Raw genomic sequence first — 15,733 nt, forward strand, 5'->3', positions numbered from 1 at the left:
ATTGCGTTTGTTTCTGTCTGCGCCGTTCAATGGCGTTGGTTGATGTCCCCGCGGGGCAACGTGTAGTGCAGCGACGCACCGGGCCAGGGTTCCGTCCGTTTTTCAATCCCCGGTCTGTTTCGTCTTTCGCTGCCTTGCGCTGGCGGGAGGGGGCCCGGACATTCTCGGAACGCCATGTCGCTGATCCTGATCCTCGCTCTGCCGTTCGCCGGCAGCCTGTGCGCCGCGCTGCTGCCTTCCAACGCCCGCAATGCCGAGGCGTGGCTGGCCGGCCTCATCGCGCTGGTCTGTGTGGTTCTGGTCGCGGCCTTGTATCCCGACGTCGCCAACGGCGGCGTGGTCCGGTTCGATATGCCGTGGGCGCCGGCCCTGGGCCTGCAGTTCACCCTGCGCATGGATGGCTACGCCTGGCTGTTCGCGCTGATCGTCTCCGGCATGGGCGCGCTGGTGGTGTTGTATGCCCGCTACTACATGTCGCCGGAAGATCCGGTGCCGCGCTTCTTCTCGTTTTTCCAGGCCTTCATGGCTGCGATGCTCGGCGTGGTGCTGTCGGGCAACCTGATCCAGCTGGTGATGTTCTGGGAAATGACCAGCCTGGCCTCCTTCATGCTGATCGCCTACTGGCACCATCGCCTGGACGCCCGGCGCGGCGCCCGCATGGCGCTGACGGTCACGGGCGGCGGCGGGCTGTGCCTGCTGGCCGGCGTGCTGATCCTGGGCCATATCGTTGGCAGCTACGACCTGGACCGCGTGCTGGCCGCCGGCGACCTGGTGCGCGCAGACCCCTGGTATCCGGCCGTGTTGATCCTGGTGGCGCTGGGCGCGCTGACCAAGAGCGCCCAGTTCCCGTTCCACTTCTGGCTGCCCAACGCCATGGCGGCGCCCACCCCCGTGTCCGCCTATCTGCACTCGGCGACCATGGTGAAGGCGGGCGTATTCCTGCTGGCGCGCTTCTGGCCGGTGCTGTCGGGCACCGACGAATGGTTCTGGATCATCGGCGGCGCGGGGCTGGTCACGCTGGTGCTGGGGGCCTACGCGGCCATCTTCCAGCAGGACATGAAAGGCGTGCTGGCCTATTCCACCATCAGCCACCTCGGGCTGATCACGCTGCTGCTGGGGCTGAACAGCACGCTGGCGCTGGTGGCGGCCATCTTCCACATGATCAACCACGCCACGTTCAAGGCCTCGCTCTTCATGGCGGCGGGGGTGGTGGACCACGAAACCGGCACGCGCGACCTGGGCCGCCTGTCCGGCCTGTACAAGGCCATGCCCATCACCGCCACGCTGGCCATGGTGGCGGCGGCCTCGATGGCGGGCGTGCCGCTGCTCAACGGCTTTCTGTCGAAGGAAATGTTCTTCGCCGAGACCACCTTCGTCAGCGGCGACCGGATCACCGAGATCGGCCTGCCGCTGCTGGCCACCATCGCGGGGGCGTTCAGCGTGGCGTATTCGCTGCGCTTCATCCTCCAGGTGTTCTTCGGCCCGCCGGCCACGGACCTGCCGCGCGCGCCGCACGAGCCGCCCCGCTGGATGCTGTTTCCCAGCGCGCTGCTGGTGTTCATGTGCCTGCTGGTGGGCGTGCTGCCCGGCCTGACCGTCGGCCCCTTCCTGGCCACCGCGGCCCAGAGCATCCTGGGGCAGGACATGCCGGAGTACAGCCTGGCCGTCTGGCACGGCGTGAACCTGCCCCTGGTGATGAGCCTGGTCGCCACCACGGCCGGCGTGCTGCTGTACCTGGCGCTGCGCGCGCACCAGCGCGCCAATCCCGGGCGCGTGCCCTTCATCTACCGCCTGGACGGGCGCCGCACCTTCGAGGCGCTGCTGGACGGCTCCAGCGTGGCCGCCGCCTGGCTGCTGCGCTGGCTGGCGTCCTCGCGCCTGCAGGTGCAGATGCTGCTGATCGTGCTGGGCACGCTGTTCGTCGCCTGGCTGCCGCTGCGCGCCGGCGGCTGGCTGGACGGGGCGGGCCGCCTGACCCCGGTGGACCCGGCCTTCGCGCTGCTGTGGCTGGTGGGCGCGGTCTGCGCCCTGGCCGCGGCCTACCAGGCCAAGTACCACCGCCTGGCGTCGCTGGCGCTGGCCGGCGGGGCAGGGCTCATCACCTGCCTGACCTTCGTCTGGTTCTCGGCGCCCGACCTGGCGCTCACGCAGCTGTCCGTCGAAGTGGTGACCCTGGTGCTGCTGTTGCTGGGCCTGCGCTGGCTGCCCCGGCGGATCGCCCAGGATGAGGACGAAAGCCTGAAGGCCACGCTGCGCGCGCGGGGCCGCCGCCTGCGCGACCTGCTCATGGCCGTCGCGGCGGGCACCGGCATGTCGGCGCTGGCCTACGCGGTGCTGACCCGTCCGCAGGGCGAAACGATTTCTTCCTATTTCGTGGACCGCGCGCTGCCCGACGGCGGCGGCACCAACGTGGTGAACGTGATCCTGGTGGATTTCCGCGGCTTCGATACGTTCGGCGAGATCACGGTGCTGGGCATCGTGGCGCTGACCGTCTATGCGCTGCTGCGCCGCTTCCGGCCCGCCGCCGAAAGCGCGGACCTGCCGCGCCAGCAGATCGACCAGGATGGCGGCGTGCCGGCGGCGCCGGACATCAAGTCGGTGGTGCCCGCGGGCTCGATGATGGTGCCGACGGTCCTGGTGCGCCTGCTGCTGCCCACGGCCGCATTGATCTCCGTGTACTTCCTGCTGCGCGGGCACAACGAGCCGGGCGGCGGATTCGTCGGCGGCCTCATCTTCGCCACCGCGGTCATCCTGCAATACATGGTCGGCGGCGTGTACTGGGTGGAGTCCCGCAGCCGCCTCAACCCCCAGAACTGGATCGGCATCGGCCTGCTGTTCGCGGGCTCCGCCGCGATGGCCGCCTGGCTGGCCTACAAGCCCTTCCTGGCCGCGCTGTCCTGGGACATTGCGCTGCCGCTGGTCGGCCACGTGCACCTGTCCAGCGTCCTGCTGTTCGATCTGGGCGTGTACATGCTGGTCGTAGGATCCACCGTGCTGGTGCTGGTCGCGCTGGCCCACCAATCGCTACGCGCGCAACGCAAGGCCGCCGCCGACGTCCAGGCGGCCGCCGCTCAAACAGGGGAAGCCTGATGGAATTGATCTACGCCATCGCGATCGGCGTCTTGGCCGGCTCGGGAGTGTGGCTGCTGCTGCGCCCGCGCACCTTTCAGTTCATCATGGGGCTGTCGCTCGTTTCCTACGCGGTGAACCTGTTCATTTTCGGCATGGGCAGGCTGACCTCGGGACGCCCTCCGGTGGTGGATCCGGCCGCGGCCCATGATCCTTCCTGGTATGCGGATCCGCTGCCGCAGGCGCTGGTGCTGACCGCCATCGTGATCGGTTTCGCCACCACTGCGCTGTTCCTGGTTGTGCTGTTGGCCTCGCGCGGCCTCACGGGTACCGACCACGTCGATGGACGGGAGTCCCAATTTTGAGTTTCTGGCTGCAACACCTTCCCATACTGCCCATCATCACCCCGCTGGTGGCCGGCGCGGCGATGCTCCTGCTGGCCGACACCAGCCGCTATGCCCGGGGCGCGATCGCGCTGGTGTCCACGCTGGCCCAGCTGGCCGCCGCCATCGCCTTGCTGGCGGTGGCTGGCGGCGCCGTGCCCGGCGTCTGGCCGGACGGGGTGGGGGTCTACCTGGTGGGCGACTGGCCCGCGCCTTTCGGCATCGTGCTCGTCGTCGACCGGCTGGCCGCGGTCATGCTGACGCTGACCGCGGTGCTGGGCCTGGCCTCGCTGGTCTACGCGCTGGCCCGCTGGGACCGCGCGGGCGTGCATTTCCATTCCCTGTTCCAGTTCCTGCTCATGGGCCTGAACGGCGCCTTCCTCACGGGGGACCTGTTCAATCTGTTCGTGTTCTTCGAGGTGCTGCTGGCCGCGTCCTACGGCCTGTTGCTGCATGGCTCCGGCATGGCGCGCGTCAGCGCGGGCCTGCAGTACATCGCGGTGAACCTGGTGGCGTCGTTCCTGCTGCTGATCAGCATCGCGCTGATCTACGGCGTCACCGGCACCCTGAACCTGGCGGACCTGGCGCTGCGCGCGGGCAACCTGGCCGGCGCCGATCGCATGCTGTTCGAGGCCGGCGCGGCCATCCTGGGCGTGGCCTTCCTGGTGAAGGCGGGCGCCTGGCCCTTGAACTTCTGGCTCGTCAGGGGCTATGGCTCGGCCGGCGCGCCCATCGCCGCCATGTTCTCCATCATGACCAAGGTGGGCATCTACGCGCTGCTGCGCATCGGCTCGCTGCTGCTGCCCTCGGGCGCCCCGGCGGCCTTCAGCCTGGACTGGATGTTCGCCGCCGGCCTGGCCACGCTGCTGTTCGGCGGTCTGGGCCTGCTGGCCACGCAGCAGCTGGAGAAAATGGTGGGCTACTGCGTGATCGTGTCGGCAGGCACGCTGCTGACGGCCCTGGGCATGCCCGGCGTCACGCTGACCGGCCCGGCGCTGTTCTACCTGATCAGTTCGGTGCTGACCACGGGCGCGTTCTTCATGCTGGCCGAACTGATCGAACGCACCCGCAGCTTCGGCGCGAACGTGCTGGCGGTGACGCTCGACGCCTTCGACCTGGACGATCCGGCCTCGGTCAACCGTTCCGACGACGTGGTGGGCGTGGCCATTCCCGCGGCCATGGCTTTCCTGGGGTTGGCCTTCATCTGTTGCGCGCTGCTGGTGACGGGGCTGCCGCCCCTGTCGGGTTTCGTCGCGAAGCTGTCGCTGCTGTCGGCGGCCGTCTCGGCGGCCAATGAGTCGGCCTTGCCCATGGACGCATGGATCCTGGTGGCGGCGGTGCTCGTTTCGGGCCTGGCGGGCCTGATCGGCCTGGGCCGCACCGGCATCCGCGTGTTCTGGGCGAGCGACGACCGCAGCACGCCGCGCCTGCGCGTGATCGAGGCGGGGCCGGTGGCCGTGCTGCTGCTGCTTTGCGTGGGCCTGGCCGCCGGCGCGGGGCCCGTGTCGGCCTACCTGGACGACGCGGCCCGATCCCTGGATCGGCCCCAGTCCTACATCGAGGCCGTCATGTCGGCGCAGACCGTGCGCGGCCTCAAGGAGGGAAGCTGATGCGGCGCTTCTATTTCGTATTCCTGCCGGCGTTCCTGTTCGTCCTGTGGCTGGTCCTGAACCAGAGCCTGTCCGTGGGACAGATCGCGCTGGGCATCGCGCTGGCGCTGTGGTTCACCTGGGCCGCGTCGCGGCTGCGTCCGCTGCACGCGCGGCCGCACCGGCTGTGGAAGGCCGTGCCGCTGTTCCTGCACGTAACGGCGGACATCATCAGGTCCAACATCGCCGTGGGCAAGCTGATCCTGAATCCGCGGCCCAATGATTTTTCCCCCGGATTCATCATGATTCCGCTGACCATGCGCGACCCGCACGGCCTGGCGATGCTGGCCTGCATCGTTACCTACACGCCCGGCACGGTCTGGGTGAACCTGACCGACGACCACCACCTCAAGCTGCACGTGCTGGACCTGCAGAACGAAGCAGACTGGATCAGGCTGGTGCAGGAGCGCTATGAGCGCCCGCTGATGGAGATTTTCGAATGAATACCGTACTTTACTGGTCGGCGTCCTTTGCCTTGCTCTGCTTCGCGCTGGGCATGGTGTGCGCCACCGTCCGCCTGCTGCGCGGCCCCACCGCCCAGGACCGCGTCCTGGCCCTGGATACCCTGTACATCAACGGCATGCTGACGATGCTGGTCTTCGGCATCCGGTCCGGCACGTCGGTGTATTTCGACATCGCGCTGCTGATCGCGCTGTTCGGCTTCGTCGGGTCCACCGCGATGGCCCGTTTCCTGCTGCGCGGCGAGGTGATCGAGCCATGATGGAGACCCAGATCCCGCTGTGGGCCGGCATCCCGGCCAGCATCCTGCTGGTCGTCGGCGGCCTGCTGGCCTTGACCGGTTCGGCCGGCCTGTTGCGATTCCGCACGTTCTACGCCCGCATCCATGCACCCACGCTGGGCAACACCATGGGCTGCGGCTGCGTGCTGGGCGCGTCCATCCTGGTCTTCTCGGCGCTGTCGGCCCGGCCGGTGTTCCACGAAGTGGTCATTACCTTGCTGCTGATCGTATCCTCGCCCGTGACCGCGATGCTGCTGATGCGCGCGGCGACCTACCGCAACCGCCTGAATCCCGCGGACGCGGAGAAGGACGCGCGTTAGCAGACGCGGGCCGAATTCGATGGTGCGTTGCGTCAATTGAAACGTAATTTTACGATTTCACGTTGCTGGACACCCCGGCCGCGCCTCATCGTGGGATAGTGAGCCAATGGCCTGCTCCCCCCAGGGGCGAGCAGGTCCCGAGCGAGCGGCGCCGGCTTGCAGGCCGCGCCGCTCTGGTGCAAACGCTATTGAAGGAGCTGGCCATGAATACACGACCCATGCACACCAAACGCCTTGCGGCAACCCTTTGCGCGGCAGGCCTGATGCTGGCCGCGGGGGCGGTCCACGCGGCTGATGCGACAGGCCGCGGCACAGCCCAATCCCAATACCAGCAGGACGTGGCGGCGTGCAAGAGCGGCAGCACCGGCCAGGATCCGGCCGCCTGCATGCGCGAGGCCGGCGCGGCCCGCCAGGAGGCGGGGCGCCAGAATCTGAAGGAAGGCAGCCCCGACCAGTACCAGCAGAACATGATCGACCGCTGCAACCGCCTGCCGGCGGCATCGCGCCAGGACTGCGTGACCCAGATGACCGCGCCCACCAATGTGCGCGGCAGCGTGCAGGGGGGCGGCGTCCTGCGGGAAACGGTGATCCAGGTGCCGGCGGACTCCGTTCCGCCTGCCGGCGGCGCGCCGGCCGCGGCGCCCGCGCCCTCGGGCGGCGCGATGACCGCCCCGGTCCGCCAGTAAGGGCCGGGCAGGGGGGCTGGAACCTCGCGTTCCGGGCCTCCCCGGGGCGCGGCCGCCGCCACATTCAGGCAAAATGGCGGCTGTCGCCCTTTTTCACGCACATTCATGTCCGACGTCATCGCCCTGATTTTCGATTTCGACGACACGCTGGCCTCGGACAGCACGTCCGGCTTTCTGGAAAGCATCGGGGTGGACACGGCGTCCTTCTGGAAGGACGAGGTCGATCCCTTGCTGTCGCGGCAGGACTGGGACCCCGTGCCCGCCTACCTGTACCAGATGATCCGCCTGTCTCAAGGCGGCCAGCATGGCCTCATCACCCGGCAACGCCTGCAAGACTGGGGCGCCCGGCTGGAATTGCACGAAGGCGTGCCCACCTTGTTCCAGCGGCTGCGCGCCGCCGTCAGGGCCGAGCAGCCGCAGGTGCAGCTGGAGTTCTACCTGATTTCCAGCGGCATCGGCGACGTGGTGCGCTCCACGCCCATCGCCCATGAATTCACCGAGATCTGGGCGTCGGAATTCGTCTATGGCCAGGACGGCGGCATCGAGTTCCCGCGCCGCGTCGTCAGTTTTACCGACAAGACGCGCTACCTGTTCCACATCCAGAAGGGCATCATCGGCCGCGATTTCCGCGGCAAGCCCTTCGAGGTCAACCGCAAGGTCCCCGAAGACCGTTTGCGCGTGCCGTTCGACCAGATGGTGTTCGTCGGGGACGGCTATACCGACATCCCGTGTTTCTCGCTGATCCGCCGCGCCGGAGGCTTCGCCTTCGGCGTCTGGGATCCGAAACACCGCGACAAGCGCAGCCGGGCCTGGGGCTTCATCGAAGAGGGCCGGGTGTCGAACCTGAACCAGGCCCGCTACGATGAAGAGGCCGAACTCTACCAATGGCTGGAAGAGGCCGTGACCAGCCTGGCCGGCCGCATCGCGCTGAAGTCCCGGGTGTACCGTGGTTGAGGCGGACGCCGTGGCGGCCGTCCCGCCCTGGACGGCGCAGGACGCCGCTTTCATGGCCCTGGCGCTGGAAGAAGCCCAGGCGGCCTACGCCATCGGCGAGGTGCCGGTGGGCGCGCTGGTGGTGTCCGCGCAGGGCGACATACTGGGGCGCGGGTACAACCGCACCATCATCGACCACGACCCGACCGCCCACGCCGAGATCGTGGCGCTGCGCAACGCCGCGCGGGCGCTCGAAAACTACCGGCTGCCGGGCATCACCGTGTACGTCACCCTGGAACCGTGCGTGATGTGCATCGGCGCGATGCTGCACGCGCGCCTGGCCCGCGTCGTGTTCGGGGCCTACGATCCCAAGACCGGAGCCTGCGGCAGCGTGCTGGACGTGGGTTCGGTTCCCAAACTCAATCATCACACTTCAGTCACCGGCGGCGTGCTGGCGGAACCTTGCGGCGAACTGCTGCGCCGGTTCTTCCGCGAGCGCCGCAGCAAGGAATCCATCGCATGAGCACCCCTAAAGCCGCCAAGCCGCGCGGCGCGAAAGCCGCTGCCAGCCACGATCATGGCCACGTGCACGATCACGAGTGCGGCGACGATTGCGGACATGACCACGGCCACGATCACGCGCTGCCCGACGCGCGCGGCATCTATCTGATCTCGCCTTCGTCCGCGGTGCGCGATCCGGCCACGGTCGAGCTGGCGCGCGAGCGCCTGCAGGGGCAGGGGTTCAAGACGGCCCTGGACCGCACGGCGTACGCCGTGCACCAGCGCTTTGCCGGCACGGACGCGCAGCGCCTGGCCAGCCTGACGCGGGCGGCCAAGCAGAAACAGCCTATCGTGATGGTGACCCGCGGCGGGTACGGGATGGGCCGCCTGCTGCCTTCGATCGATTGGAAGGCAATGGCCGACAGCGGCAAGCGCTTCGTCGGCATGAGCGACTTCACCGCCTTCAACCTGGGCCTGCTGGCCCAGACCGGCGCGGTCAGCTACACGGGCGCCACGGCCGTCGCCGACTTCGGCGGCAAGAAGGTCGATGACCTCACCGAAGCCCTGTTCGGCGAGATCATGCGCGGCGAACTGGAGATCCTCAGCTTCGAGACCCAGGACGCCGACCCGGTCGACTGCCGGGGCATCCTCTGGGGCGGCAACCTGGCCATGCTGACGTCCCTGGTAGGCACCCCCTACATGCCGAAGGTGAGGGGCGGGATCCTGTTCCTGGAAGACGTGGCCGAGCATCCCTACCGCGTCGAACGCATGCTGATCCAGCTGTACCAGGCGGGCATCCTGGGCCGCCAGAAGGCCATCGTGCTGGGCCGCTTCTCGGATTACAAGCTGGCCCCGCACGACAAGGGCTATGACCTGCACGAGGTGGTGGCCTGGCTGCGCAGGACGGTCAAGGTTCCGGTGGTGACGGGGCTGCCCTATGGCCACGTGGCCACCAAGGCCACGCTGCCGATCGGGCAGAAGGTCGGCCTGGCCACCGAGCGGGGGCTGGCGCACCTGGTGCTGGACGAGCACCACCACTGAGCATGGCGAAGCGGCGCGAGGGGCCGAGGGGCCGCGTCGCGGGCGAAAATGCGGCGCTACGCAGGGGCAAACGCGCCAGGCGGGGCGGGGGACAGACGGGCTTGGTACAATGTCAGGTTTCCCGCACGCGTCCTTGACGCCCTTAGCCTCTAAAAAACACCGTGATATCCACCGCCAATCTCACCATCCAGTTCGGTCCCAAACCCCTTTTCGAGAACGTCAGCGTCAAGTTCGGGGAAGGCAACCGCTACGGGTTGATCGGGGCCAACGGGTCCGGCAAATCGACCTTCATGAAGATCATCGGCGGTGATCTGGAGCCATCGGCGGGCAACGTGTCTCTGGAGCCCGGCGTGCGCCTGGGCAAGCTGCGCCAGGACCAGTTCGCTTTCGAGGACCAGCGCGTGCTGGACGTCGTCATGATGGGCCATACCGAGATGTGGGCGGCCATGTCCGAACGCGACGCCATCTACGCGAACCCCGAAGCCACCGAGGACGACTACATGCGCGCGGCCGAACTCGAGGCCAAATTCGCGGAATACGACGGCTATACCGCCGAAGCGCGCGCCGGCGAACTGCTGCTGGGGCTGGAAATCGCGGTCGACCAGCACAATCTGCCGATGCGGGAAGTGGCGCCGGGCTGGAAGCTGCGCGTGCTGCTGGCGCAGGCCCTGTTCTCGAACCCCGACGTCCTGCTGCTGGACGAACCGACCAACAACCTGGACATCAACACCATCCGTTGGCTGGAAAACGTGCTCAACAGCTACCAGAGCACGATGATCATCATCAGCCACGACCGCCACTTCCTGAACCAGGTGTGCACGCACATGGCCGACGTGGATTATGGCGAGATCCGCATCTACCCCGGCAACTACGACGACTACATGCTGGCCTCCACCCAGGCCCGCGAGCGCCTGGTGGCCAACAACGCCAAGGCCAAGGAGCGCGTCGCGGAGCTGCAGGATTTCGTGCGCCGCTTCGCCGCCAACAAGTCCAAGTCGCGCCAGGCCACTTCGCGCCTGAAGCAGATCGACCGCATCAAGTCCGAGCAGGTGGTGGTCAAGCCGTCGTCGCGTCAGAACCCCTACATCCGCTTCGAGCAGAACAAGGTAATGCACCGCCTGGCCGTCACGGTCGAGAACCTGTCGAAGGCCTACGATGCGCCGGTCATCCGCAACTTCTCGGCCATGGTCGACGCCGGCGAGAAGATCGCCATCATCGGCGCCAACGGCGTCGGTAAAACGACCCTGCTGCGCCTGCTGGCCACCGACCTGCAGCCGGACGCCGGCTCGGTGAAATGGTCGGAGAACGCCGACCTGGGCTACATGGCGCAGGACGTGTCCGACCAGTTCCTGCAGACCGACATCAACCTGCTCGACTGGATGGGCGAACACCGCCAGCCGGGCGACGACGATCAGTCGATCCGTTCGGTGCTGGGCCGCCTGCTGTTTTCGGCGGATGACCTGCCCAAGGCGCCCAAGGTGCTGTCGGGCGGCGAAAAGAACCGCATGACCTTCGGCCGCCTGATGCTGGGCCGGCACAACGTCATGCTGCTCGACGAGCCCACCAACCACCTGGACATGGAATCGATCGAGTCGCTGCAGTTCGCGCTGGAAAAGTACGAAGGCACCCTGGTCTTCGTTTCGCACGACCGCGAGTTCGTCTCGGGCCTGGCCACCCGCGTGATCGAGATCCTGCCCTCCGGCGAGATCGTCGACTACCGCGGCGGCTACGACGACTACCTGACTTCGCGCGGCATCGACGCGTGATGCCTGTGGCGGGCCGCCAGCGGCGGCCCGGCCACCTACATGCCGATGGTCATGCCGCCGTTGGCATAGATGTGCTGCCCCGTGATGTACGAGGCGGCGTCGGACAGCAGGAAGCACACCGGCCAGGCCACCTCGGCGGCCTGCCCGAAACGGCCCAGCGGAATCTGCGACAGATAGGTATCGCGGAACTTGTCCCCGCGTATCGTCTCCGTCATGGGCGTTTCCACCACGCCGAAGCCGATCGTGTTCACGCGTATCCCGTATTTGCCCCATTCGCGCGCCGCGCTCATGGTCAGGCCCAGCACGCCGGATTTCGCCGCCGCGTAGTTGATCTGGCCGATCGTGCCGCGCCGGCCCGCATCCGACGTAATGTTGACGATGGCTCCGCCGGGCTTGCCCGTCTCGCGGGCCGCGGCCAGCATGTGGCGGCCCGCCGCCTGCAGGAACTGGAACGAGCCGGTGAGGTGCACGTCGATCACCTTTTGCCAGGCGTCCTGCGTCATTTTCTCGATCATGGCGGTGCGCGTTATGCCTGCGTTGTTCACCAGGCCGTCGACCGCGCCGAAACGCGCGGCGGCCTGCTCGATCGCGGAGGCGGCGAAAGCCGGATCCGAGACGTCGCCGGCCAGGGGCAGGAGCCGGCCTTCGGGCGCTTCGCGTTCGAAGGCCGCCAGCGCGTCCGCGTTCATGTCCACCGCGGTCACGCGGGCCCCGAGCCGCAGCGCCAGTTCGCTGATGGCGCGGCCGATACCCTGGGCCGCGCCGGTCACGATGATGCTGCGCTGGTCGAGCAGATAGGCTGTGTGGTTCATGTGCTTTCCTTTTGATGTCAGAGCGTTTCGGCGCCGCCGAGGATCAGCGTGGCCTGGCTGGACAGCTCGCCGCCGTTGCCGTGCGCCAGCGCCAGGCGCGCGCCCGGCACCTGGCGCGCGCCGCCCTGGCCGGCCAGCTGGACGAACGCCTCGACCATGGTGAACAGGCCGTACATGCCGGGATGCACGCAGGACAAGCCGCCGCCGTTCGTGTTCACGGGCAGTTCGCCGCCCGGCGCGATGCGCCCGTTTTCGACGAAGGCCGCGCCTTCGCCCTTGGCGCAGAAGCCCAGGTCCTCGAGGAACAGGATGGGATTGATGGTGAAGGCGTCGTAGAGCTCCAGCACGTCGATGTCCCGGGGGCGCACGCCGGCCTGGGCGAAGGCCCGCGCGCCGCTGCGCACCGCCGCCGTCACGGTCAGGTCGGGCATGTTGGTGATCTCGCGGTGGTCCGTCGCCGCCGCCGCTCCCAGCAGGTAGGCCGGTCGGGCGCAATGGTCGCGGGCGCGGTCGGCGCGTGTCATCACCACGGCGGCGGCGCCGTCCGTGACCAGACAGCAGTCGCGCACGCCCAGCGGCTCCGCGACCATGCGGGCCGACAGGTATTGCGCCATGTCCAGGGGTTCGCGCAGGTATGCCTCGGGATTGAGCATGGCCCATTGGCGGGCGGCGATGGCGACCGCGCCCAGTTGTTCCCGCTTCAGCCCATATTGGTGGGCATAGCGCGAGGCCGCCAGCGCATAGGCGCCCACGGGCCGCGCAAGGCGGTAGGGGGCCTCGTTGGGCGAGGGGCGCATGGAACTGACCAGCTTGCCGGCGGCGCTGCGCTGGTTGCTGCCGTAGGCGATGAGCGCGACGTCGCACTGGCCCGCTTCCAGCGCCAGCGCCGCCCACATGGCGTGCGTGAGGAAAGAGGAGCCGCCCGTGCGGTTGTTTTCGGTAAGGCGCGGTGAAATGCCCAGGTACTCGGCGAAGCCCAGGCCGGACATGAAGTCGTCGGGCAGGCCGATGAACAGGCCGTCTACCTGGTCGGGCCGCAAGCCGGCCTGGTCCAGGGCGCGCAGGCTGGCCGCGACGGCCAGGTCCATGGAGCTCATGCCGGGGGACTGGCCGATGCCGTAGGTGGCGCCGGCGACGATGGCGGTCTTGCCGCGCGGGAAATGATCCTGGCTCATGCCTGCTCCGAGACGGGTTCGAACACCAGCACGCCGCGGCCGGCTTCCTGGACGACGCGGGCGCGCACCCGCAAGCCGATGCGCACCTCGTGCGCGGGAATGCCCTCTACCCGGGACATGAGCCGCGGCCCTTCGTCCAGGTCCACCAGCACCACGCCGTAGGGCGGCTCGGGCGGCTTCGGATGGATGACGGTGGCGGCGTAGACGCGGGCCAGCCCGCTGGGGGCGACCCATTCCAGGTCGCGAGAACCGCTGCGCGGCGCCGCCACGCGCGGGTAGAAGAAATGTTCGCCGCTGGCGCGGTCGCGCTGCAGCATGAAGCGGCCTTCGTCCAGATAGGCTTCGTAGCGGGCCTGGGGGCCCGGGTCGACCGAGGAGCTTTGCGTAGGCATGCGATTCAATCCCATTTGTAGGCCAGCGGCTGTTTTTCGACGAAGCGCCGGGCGGCGTCGCGGTGGTAGGCGCTGTCGCGGCAGATCGCCTGGGCCATGGCTTCCTGCGTGTAGATGTCTTCGCGAGTGGATTCGAAGGTCCGGTTCATGATCGATTTGGCCAGGCCCAGCGCCTGCGTCGGGGCGGCATGGAAGCGTTCGGCCATGGCCAGCGCCTGATCCAGGGGATCGCCGTCGCACACGGCCTGCACCAGGCCGAGGCGCAATGCCTCATCGGCCTCGCATACCCGGGCCGTGAATACCAGTTCCTTGGCGCGCGCCAGGCCGACGGCCCGCGGCAGCAGATACATGCCCAGCATGTCCGGCACATAGCCGATGCGGGCGAACACCGCGCAGAAGGTGGCCCCTCGCCCCGCGATGGCGTAGTCGGCGCAAAGCGCCAGCGACAGGCCGGCCCCGAAGGCAACGCCGTCCACCGCGCTGATCACGGGCTTCTCCAGGTCCACCAGCGCGTCGTACCAGCGGTGGATCTTGCGGATGCGTTCGCGTCCCTCGAATGCGTCCAGGCCCTGCGCATGGGCCTGAGCGATGGACTTGATGTCGCCGCCCGCGCAGAAATGCCCGCCGGCGCCGGTGAGCACCACGGCCTTGATGCCGTCGTCCTCGCGCAGTTCCGGGAGGGCGAGCGCGAACGCGTCGCGCATTTCCAGGTTGAGCGCGTTGCGCTGGTCGGGCCGGTCCATCGTCAGCACCGCGGTAGCGCCGTGGCGCGTGATCTTCAATGTCATGACTGCTCCTTGCTGCCGTCGTGATAGGCGACCTGCGTCAGCCAGCGCGCCACCAGCGCGGGCCGCTGCTCGCCATCGATGTCGATGCGCACGTCCCAGTTGAGCCGCGCCTGGCCGTCGGGCAGCTCGTCCATCGAGACCAGGGAGAACGCGGCGCGGATGCGCGCCCCGGCCTTGACCGCCTGCGTGAAACGCACGCGGTCGAACCCATAGTTCACCGCCAGCCGGCGGTTGGGAAAACGCATCGCGGAAGCGAACAGGCTGGGCAGGAGCGAGAGCGTCAACAGGCCATGGGCGATGGCCGCGCCATAGGGGGATTCCGCCTTGGCGCGCTCGGGATCCATGTGTATCCATTGCGTGTCGCCGGTGGCCAGGCCGAAGCGGTTGATGGTGTCCTGGTCTACGGTTTGCCAGGGGGTGAGGGCGGGCGGCTGCCCGGCGAAGGCCCGCAGCGCCTCCAGCGAATCCAGGGTAATCATGGCGAAACCTCCTTATTGCGCCTTCAGGCCGAGATCGCGGGCGACCGGTAGCCAACGGTCGCGCTCGGCCTGCACGAATGCGGCGAACACGCTGGCGTCGCCAGGCATGGGAACGGCGCCGATGCTGGTGAGCTTGCGCTGAAGTTCGGGCTGCGCGAGCGCCTTGTTGACACCCTGGTTCATGCGTTCGACCACGGCGGGCGGCGTGCCGGCGGGCGCCACCAGGCCGAACCAGGCGCTGGCGTCGATGCCCGGGTATCCCAGTTCGGCCGCGGTGGGCACGTCGGGCAGGCCCGCGAAGCGCTTGTCGTCCAGCACGGCGAACGGGCGGATCTTGCCGGCCTGCGCCTGCGCCATGCTGGAGGGCAGGGCATCGAACATCATGTCGGTGCTGCTGCCCATCAGGCCGACGATGGCCGGCGCGCTGCCCTGGTAAGGCACGTGCGTCACCTGGAAGCCCAGCTTGCTGACGGCGTACTCGCCGGCCAGGTAGGTGATGTTGCCGGTGCCCGCCGACCCCATCGTGAGCTTGCCGGGAGACTGCTTGCCCAACGCGACCAGCGCCTTCACGTCCTTGGCCGGCAGGTCCTGGCGGACCACGAGCAGCAGCGGCGATTTGGCCATGCCCGAGACCGGCACGAAGTCCTTCGCCGGGTCATAGGTCATCTTGGCGTACAGGGCCTGGTTCACCACCAGCGGCGCGTTGGAGCCGACGAAGAAGGTCTTGCCGTCGGGCTTGGCGCGGGCGACGTGGTCGGCCGCGATCATGCCGGCGGCGCCGGGCTTGTTGTCCACGATAATGGTGGCGCCGCCATCCTTGGCCAGTTCCTGCGCCACCAAGCGGGCGATCTGGTCGGCCGCGCCGCCCGGCGGGTAGGGCACCACGAAGCGGATGGGGGCTTCCTGGGCGCGGGCCGGAGCGGCCCCGATGGCCGCAAGGGCCAGCGCGGCGCAGGCCGCGGCGGTGAAAATGCGCATGATGTTGTCTCCTTGTGTGCTC

General features: G+C 68.3%; 17 protein-coding genes. 11 read left to right on the forward strand and 6 right to left on the reverse strand.

The window, feature by feature from the left end:
- The first annotated feature begins 174 nt into the window (after positions 1–174).
- The 11 genes from ACN6PJ_RS01545 (at position 175) to ACN6PJ_RS01595 (ending at position 11,087) form a co-directional block, all read left to right on the forward strand.
- Complete coding sequence (locus tag ACN6PJ_RS01545) at positions 175–3,090, forward strand: monovalent cation/H+ antiporter subunit A (RefSeq protein WP_427994130.1); 2,916 nt, start codon at positions 175–177, stop codon at positions 3,088–3,090.
- Positions 3,090–3,434, forward strand: coding sequence for a Na+/H+ antiporter subunit C (locus ACN6PJ_RS01550; RefSeq protein WP_427994131.1), 345 nt, complete (start codon positions 3,090–3,092; stop codon positions 3,432–3,434). Before ACN6PJ_RS01545 ends, ACN6PJ_RS01550 begins: the two co-directional genes overlap by 1 nt.
- Positions 3,431–5,062 carry a monovalent cation/H+ antiporter subunit D gene (locus ACN6PJ_RS01555; protein ID WP_427994132.1) on the forward strand — a complete coding sequence of 544 codons (1,632 nt, stop codon included), beginning with the start codon at positions 3,431–3,433 and terminating at the stop codon, positions 5,060–5,062. Before ACN6PJ_RS01550 ends, ACN6PJ_RS01555 begins: the two co-directional genes overlap by 4 nt.
- Positions 5,062–5,544, forward strand: a complete 483-nt coding sequence (locus ACN6PJ_RS01560) for a Na+/H+ antiporter subunit E (RefSeq protein WP_427994133.1) — start codon at positions 5,062–5,064, stop codon at positions 5,542–5,544. The genes ACN6PJ_RS01555 and ACN6PJ_RS01560 overlap by 1 nt, the downstream gene beginning before the upstream one ends.
- A complete protein-coding gene (locus ACN6PJ_RS01565; protein ID WP_427994134.1) occupies positions 5,541–5,822 on the forward strand; it encodes a K+/H+ antiporter subunit F in 282 nt (93 codons plus the stop codon). Before ACN6PJ_RS01560 ends, ACN6PJ_RS01565 begins: the two co-directional genes overlap by 4 nt.
- Positions 5,819–6,160: a monovalent cation/H(+) antiporter subunit G gene (gene mnhG, locus ACN6PJ_RS01570; protein WP_427994135.1), complete on the forward strand. Its 342-nt coding sequence runs from the start codon at positions 5,819–5,821 to the stop codon at positions 6,158–6,160. The genes ACN6PJ_RS01565 and mnhG overlap by 4 nt, the downstream gene beginning before the upstream one ends.
- Positions 6,161–6,363: 203 nt before the next feature.
- Entirely contained in the window at positions 6,364–6,846 is a 483-nt protein-coding gene (locus tag ACN6PJ_RS01575; protein WP_427994136.1) for a hypothetical protein, read from the forward strand.
- Between the two features lie 105 nt (positions 6,847–6,951).
- Positions 6,952–7,800 carry a haloacid dehalogenase-like hydrolase gene (locus tag ACN6PJ_RS01580; RefSeq protein WP_427994137.1) on the forward strand — a complete coding sequence of 283 codons (849 nt, stop codon included), beginning with the start codon at positions 6,952–6,954 and terminating at the stop codon, positions 7,798–7,800.
- Positions 7,801–7,810: 10 nt separating this feature from the next.
- Entirely contained in the window at positions 7,811–8,302 is a 492-nt protein-coding gene (tadA, locus tag ACN6PJ_RS01585) for a tRNA adenosine(34) deaminase TadA (protein ID WP_427994138.1), read from the forward strand.
- Entirely contained in the window at positions 8,299–9,321 is a 1,023-nt protein-coding gene (locus ACN6PJ_RS01590) for an LD-carboxypeptidase (RefSeq protein ID WP_427994139.1), read from the forward strand. Before tadA ends, ACN6PJ_RS01590 begins: the two co-directional genes overlap by 4 nt.
- 161 nt (positions 9,322–9,482) lie before the next feature.
- Positions 9,483–11,087, forward strand: coding sequence for an ABC-F family ATPase (locus ACN6PJ_RS01595; protein WP_427994140.1), 1,605 nt, complete (start codon positions 9,483–9,485; stop codon positions 11,085–11,087).
- 35 nt (positions 11,088–11,122) lie between these two features.
- On the opposite strand, the gene ACN6PJ_RS01600 is transcribed toward ACN6PJ_RS01595, so the two are convergent.
- Genes ACN6PJ_RS01600 through ACN6PJ_RS01625 form a run of 6 tightly spaced genes read right to left on the reverse strand, consistent with a single transcriptional unit; the run spans position 11,123 to position 15,711 of the window.
- A complete protein-coding gene (locus tag ACN6PJ_RS01600; RefSeq protein ID WP_427994141.1) occupies positions 11,123–11,899 on the reverse strand; it encodes an SDR family NAD(P)-dependent oxidoreductase in 777 nt (258 codons plus the stop codon).
- A gap of 17 nt (positions 11,900–11,916) precedes the next feature.
- A complete protein-coding gene (locus ACN6PJ_RS01605) occupies positions 11,917–13,074 on the reverse strand; it encodes a thiolase (RefSeq protein WP_427994142.1) in 1,158 nt (385 codons plus the stop codon).
- On the reverse strand, positions 13,071–13,466 hold the full coding sequence (locus ACN6PJ_RS01610; RefSeq protein WP_427994143.1) for a Zn-ribbon domain-containing OB-fold protein: 396 nt from the start codon (positions 13,464–13,466) through the stop codon (positions 13,071–13,073). The genes ACN6PJ_RS01605 and ACN6PJ_RS01610 overlap by 4 nt, the downstream gene beginning before the upstream one ends.
- 5 nt (positions 13,467–13,471) lie before the next feature.
- Positions 13,472–14,254, reverse strand: coding sequence for an enoyl-CoA hydratase/isomerase family protein (locus ACN6PJ_RS01615; protein WP_427994144.1), 783 nt, complete (start codon positions 14,252–14,254; stop codon positions 13,472–13,474).
- Positions 14,251–14,733 carry a MaoC family dehydratase gene (locus ACN6PJ_RS01620; protein ID WP_427994145.1) on the reverse strand — a complete coding sequence of 161 codons (483 nt, stop codon included), beginning with the start codon at positions 14,731–14,733 and terminating at the stop codon, positions 14,251–14,253. Before ACN6PJ_RS01620 ends, ACN6PJ_RS01615 begins: the two co-directional genes overlap by 4 nt.
- Before the next feature lie 12 nt (positions 14,734–14,745).
- The gene (locus ACN6PJ_RS01625; protein WP_427994146.1) at positions 14,746–15,711 is read right to left on the reverse strand and encodes a Bug family tripartite tricarboxylate transporter substrate binding protein; all 966 of its coding nucleotides are present in this window, start codon (positions 15,709–15,711) and stop codon (positions 14,746–14,748) included.
- Between the last annotated feature and the right edge of the window lie 22 nt (positions 15,712–15,733).

It is taken from the genome of Achromobacter sp., from assembly GCF_050285585.1.
Lineage (GTDB): Bacteria > Pseudomonadota > Gammaproteobacteria > Burkholderiales > Burkholderiaceae_B > Achromobacter.

Coding starts and splice junctions, on each gene's coding strand:
- ACN6PJ_RS01545 (WP_427994130.1), top strand. CDS start 175: ATGTCGCTGATCCTGATCCTCGCTCTGCCGTTCGCCGGCAGCCTGTGC.
- ACN6PJ_RS01565 (WP_427994134.1), top strand. CDS start 5,541: ATGAATACCGTACTTTACTGGTCGGCGTCCTTTGCCTTGCTCTGCTTC.
- ACN6PJ_RS01550 (WP_427994131.1), top strand. CDS start 3,090: ATGGAATTGATCTACGCCATCGCGATCGGCGTCTTGGCCGGCTCGGGA.
- mnhG (WP_427994135.1), top strand. CDS start 5,819: ATGATGGAGACCCAGATCCCGCTGTGGGCCGGCATCCCGGCCAGCATC.
- ACN6PJ_RS01580 (WP_427994137.1), top strand. CDS start 6,952: ATGTCCGACGTCATCGCCCTGATTTTCGATTTCGACGACACGCTGGCC.
- ACN6PJ_RS01590 (WP_427994139.1), top strand. CDS start 8,299: ATGAGCACCCCTAAAGCCGCCAAGCCGCGCGGCGCGAAAGCCGCTGCC.
- ACN6PJ_RS01575 (WP_427994136.1), top strand. CDS start 6,364: ATGAATACACGACCCATGCACACCAAACGCCTTGCGGCAACCCTTTGC.
- ACN6PJ_RS01610 (WP_427994143.1), bottom strand. CDS start 13,466: ATGCCTACGCAAAGCTCCTCGGTCGACCCGGGCCCCCAGGCCCGCTAC.
- ACN6PJ_RS01620 (WP_427994145.1), bottom strand. CDS start 14,733: ATGATTACCCTGGATTCGCTGGAGGCGCTGCGGGCCTTCGCCGGGCAG.
- ACN6PJ_RS01605 (WP_427994142.1), bottom strand. CDS start 13,074: ATGAGCCAGGATCATTTCCCGCGCGGCAAGACCGCCATCGTCGCCGGC.
- ACN6PJ_RS01625 (WP_427994146.1), bottom strand. CDS start 15,711: ATGCGCATTTTCACCGCCGCGGCCTGCGCCGCGCTGGCCCTTGCGGCC.
- ACN6PJ_RS01600 (WP_427994141.1), bottom strand. CDS start 11,899: ATGAACCACACAGCCTATCTGCTCGACCAGCGCAGCATCATCGTGACC.
- ACN6PJ_RS01560 (WP_427994133.1), top strand. CDS start 5,062: ATGCGGCGCTTCTATTTCGTATTCCTGCCGGCGTTCCTGTTCGTCCTG.
- ACN6PJ_RS01615 (WP_427994144.1), bottom strand. CDS start 14,254: ATGACATTGAAGATCACGCGCCACGGCGCTACCGCGGTGCTGACGATG.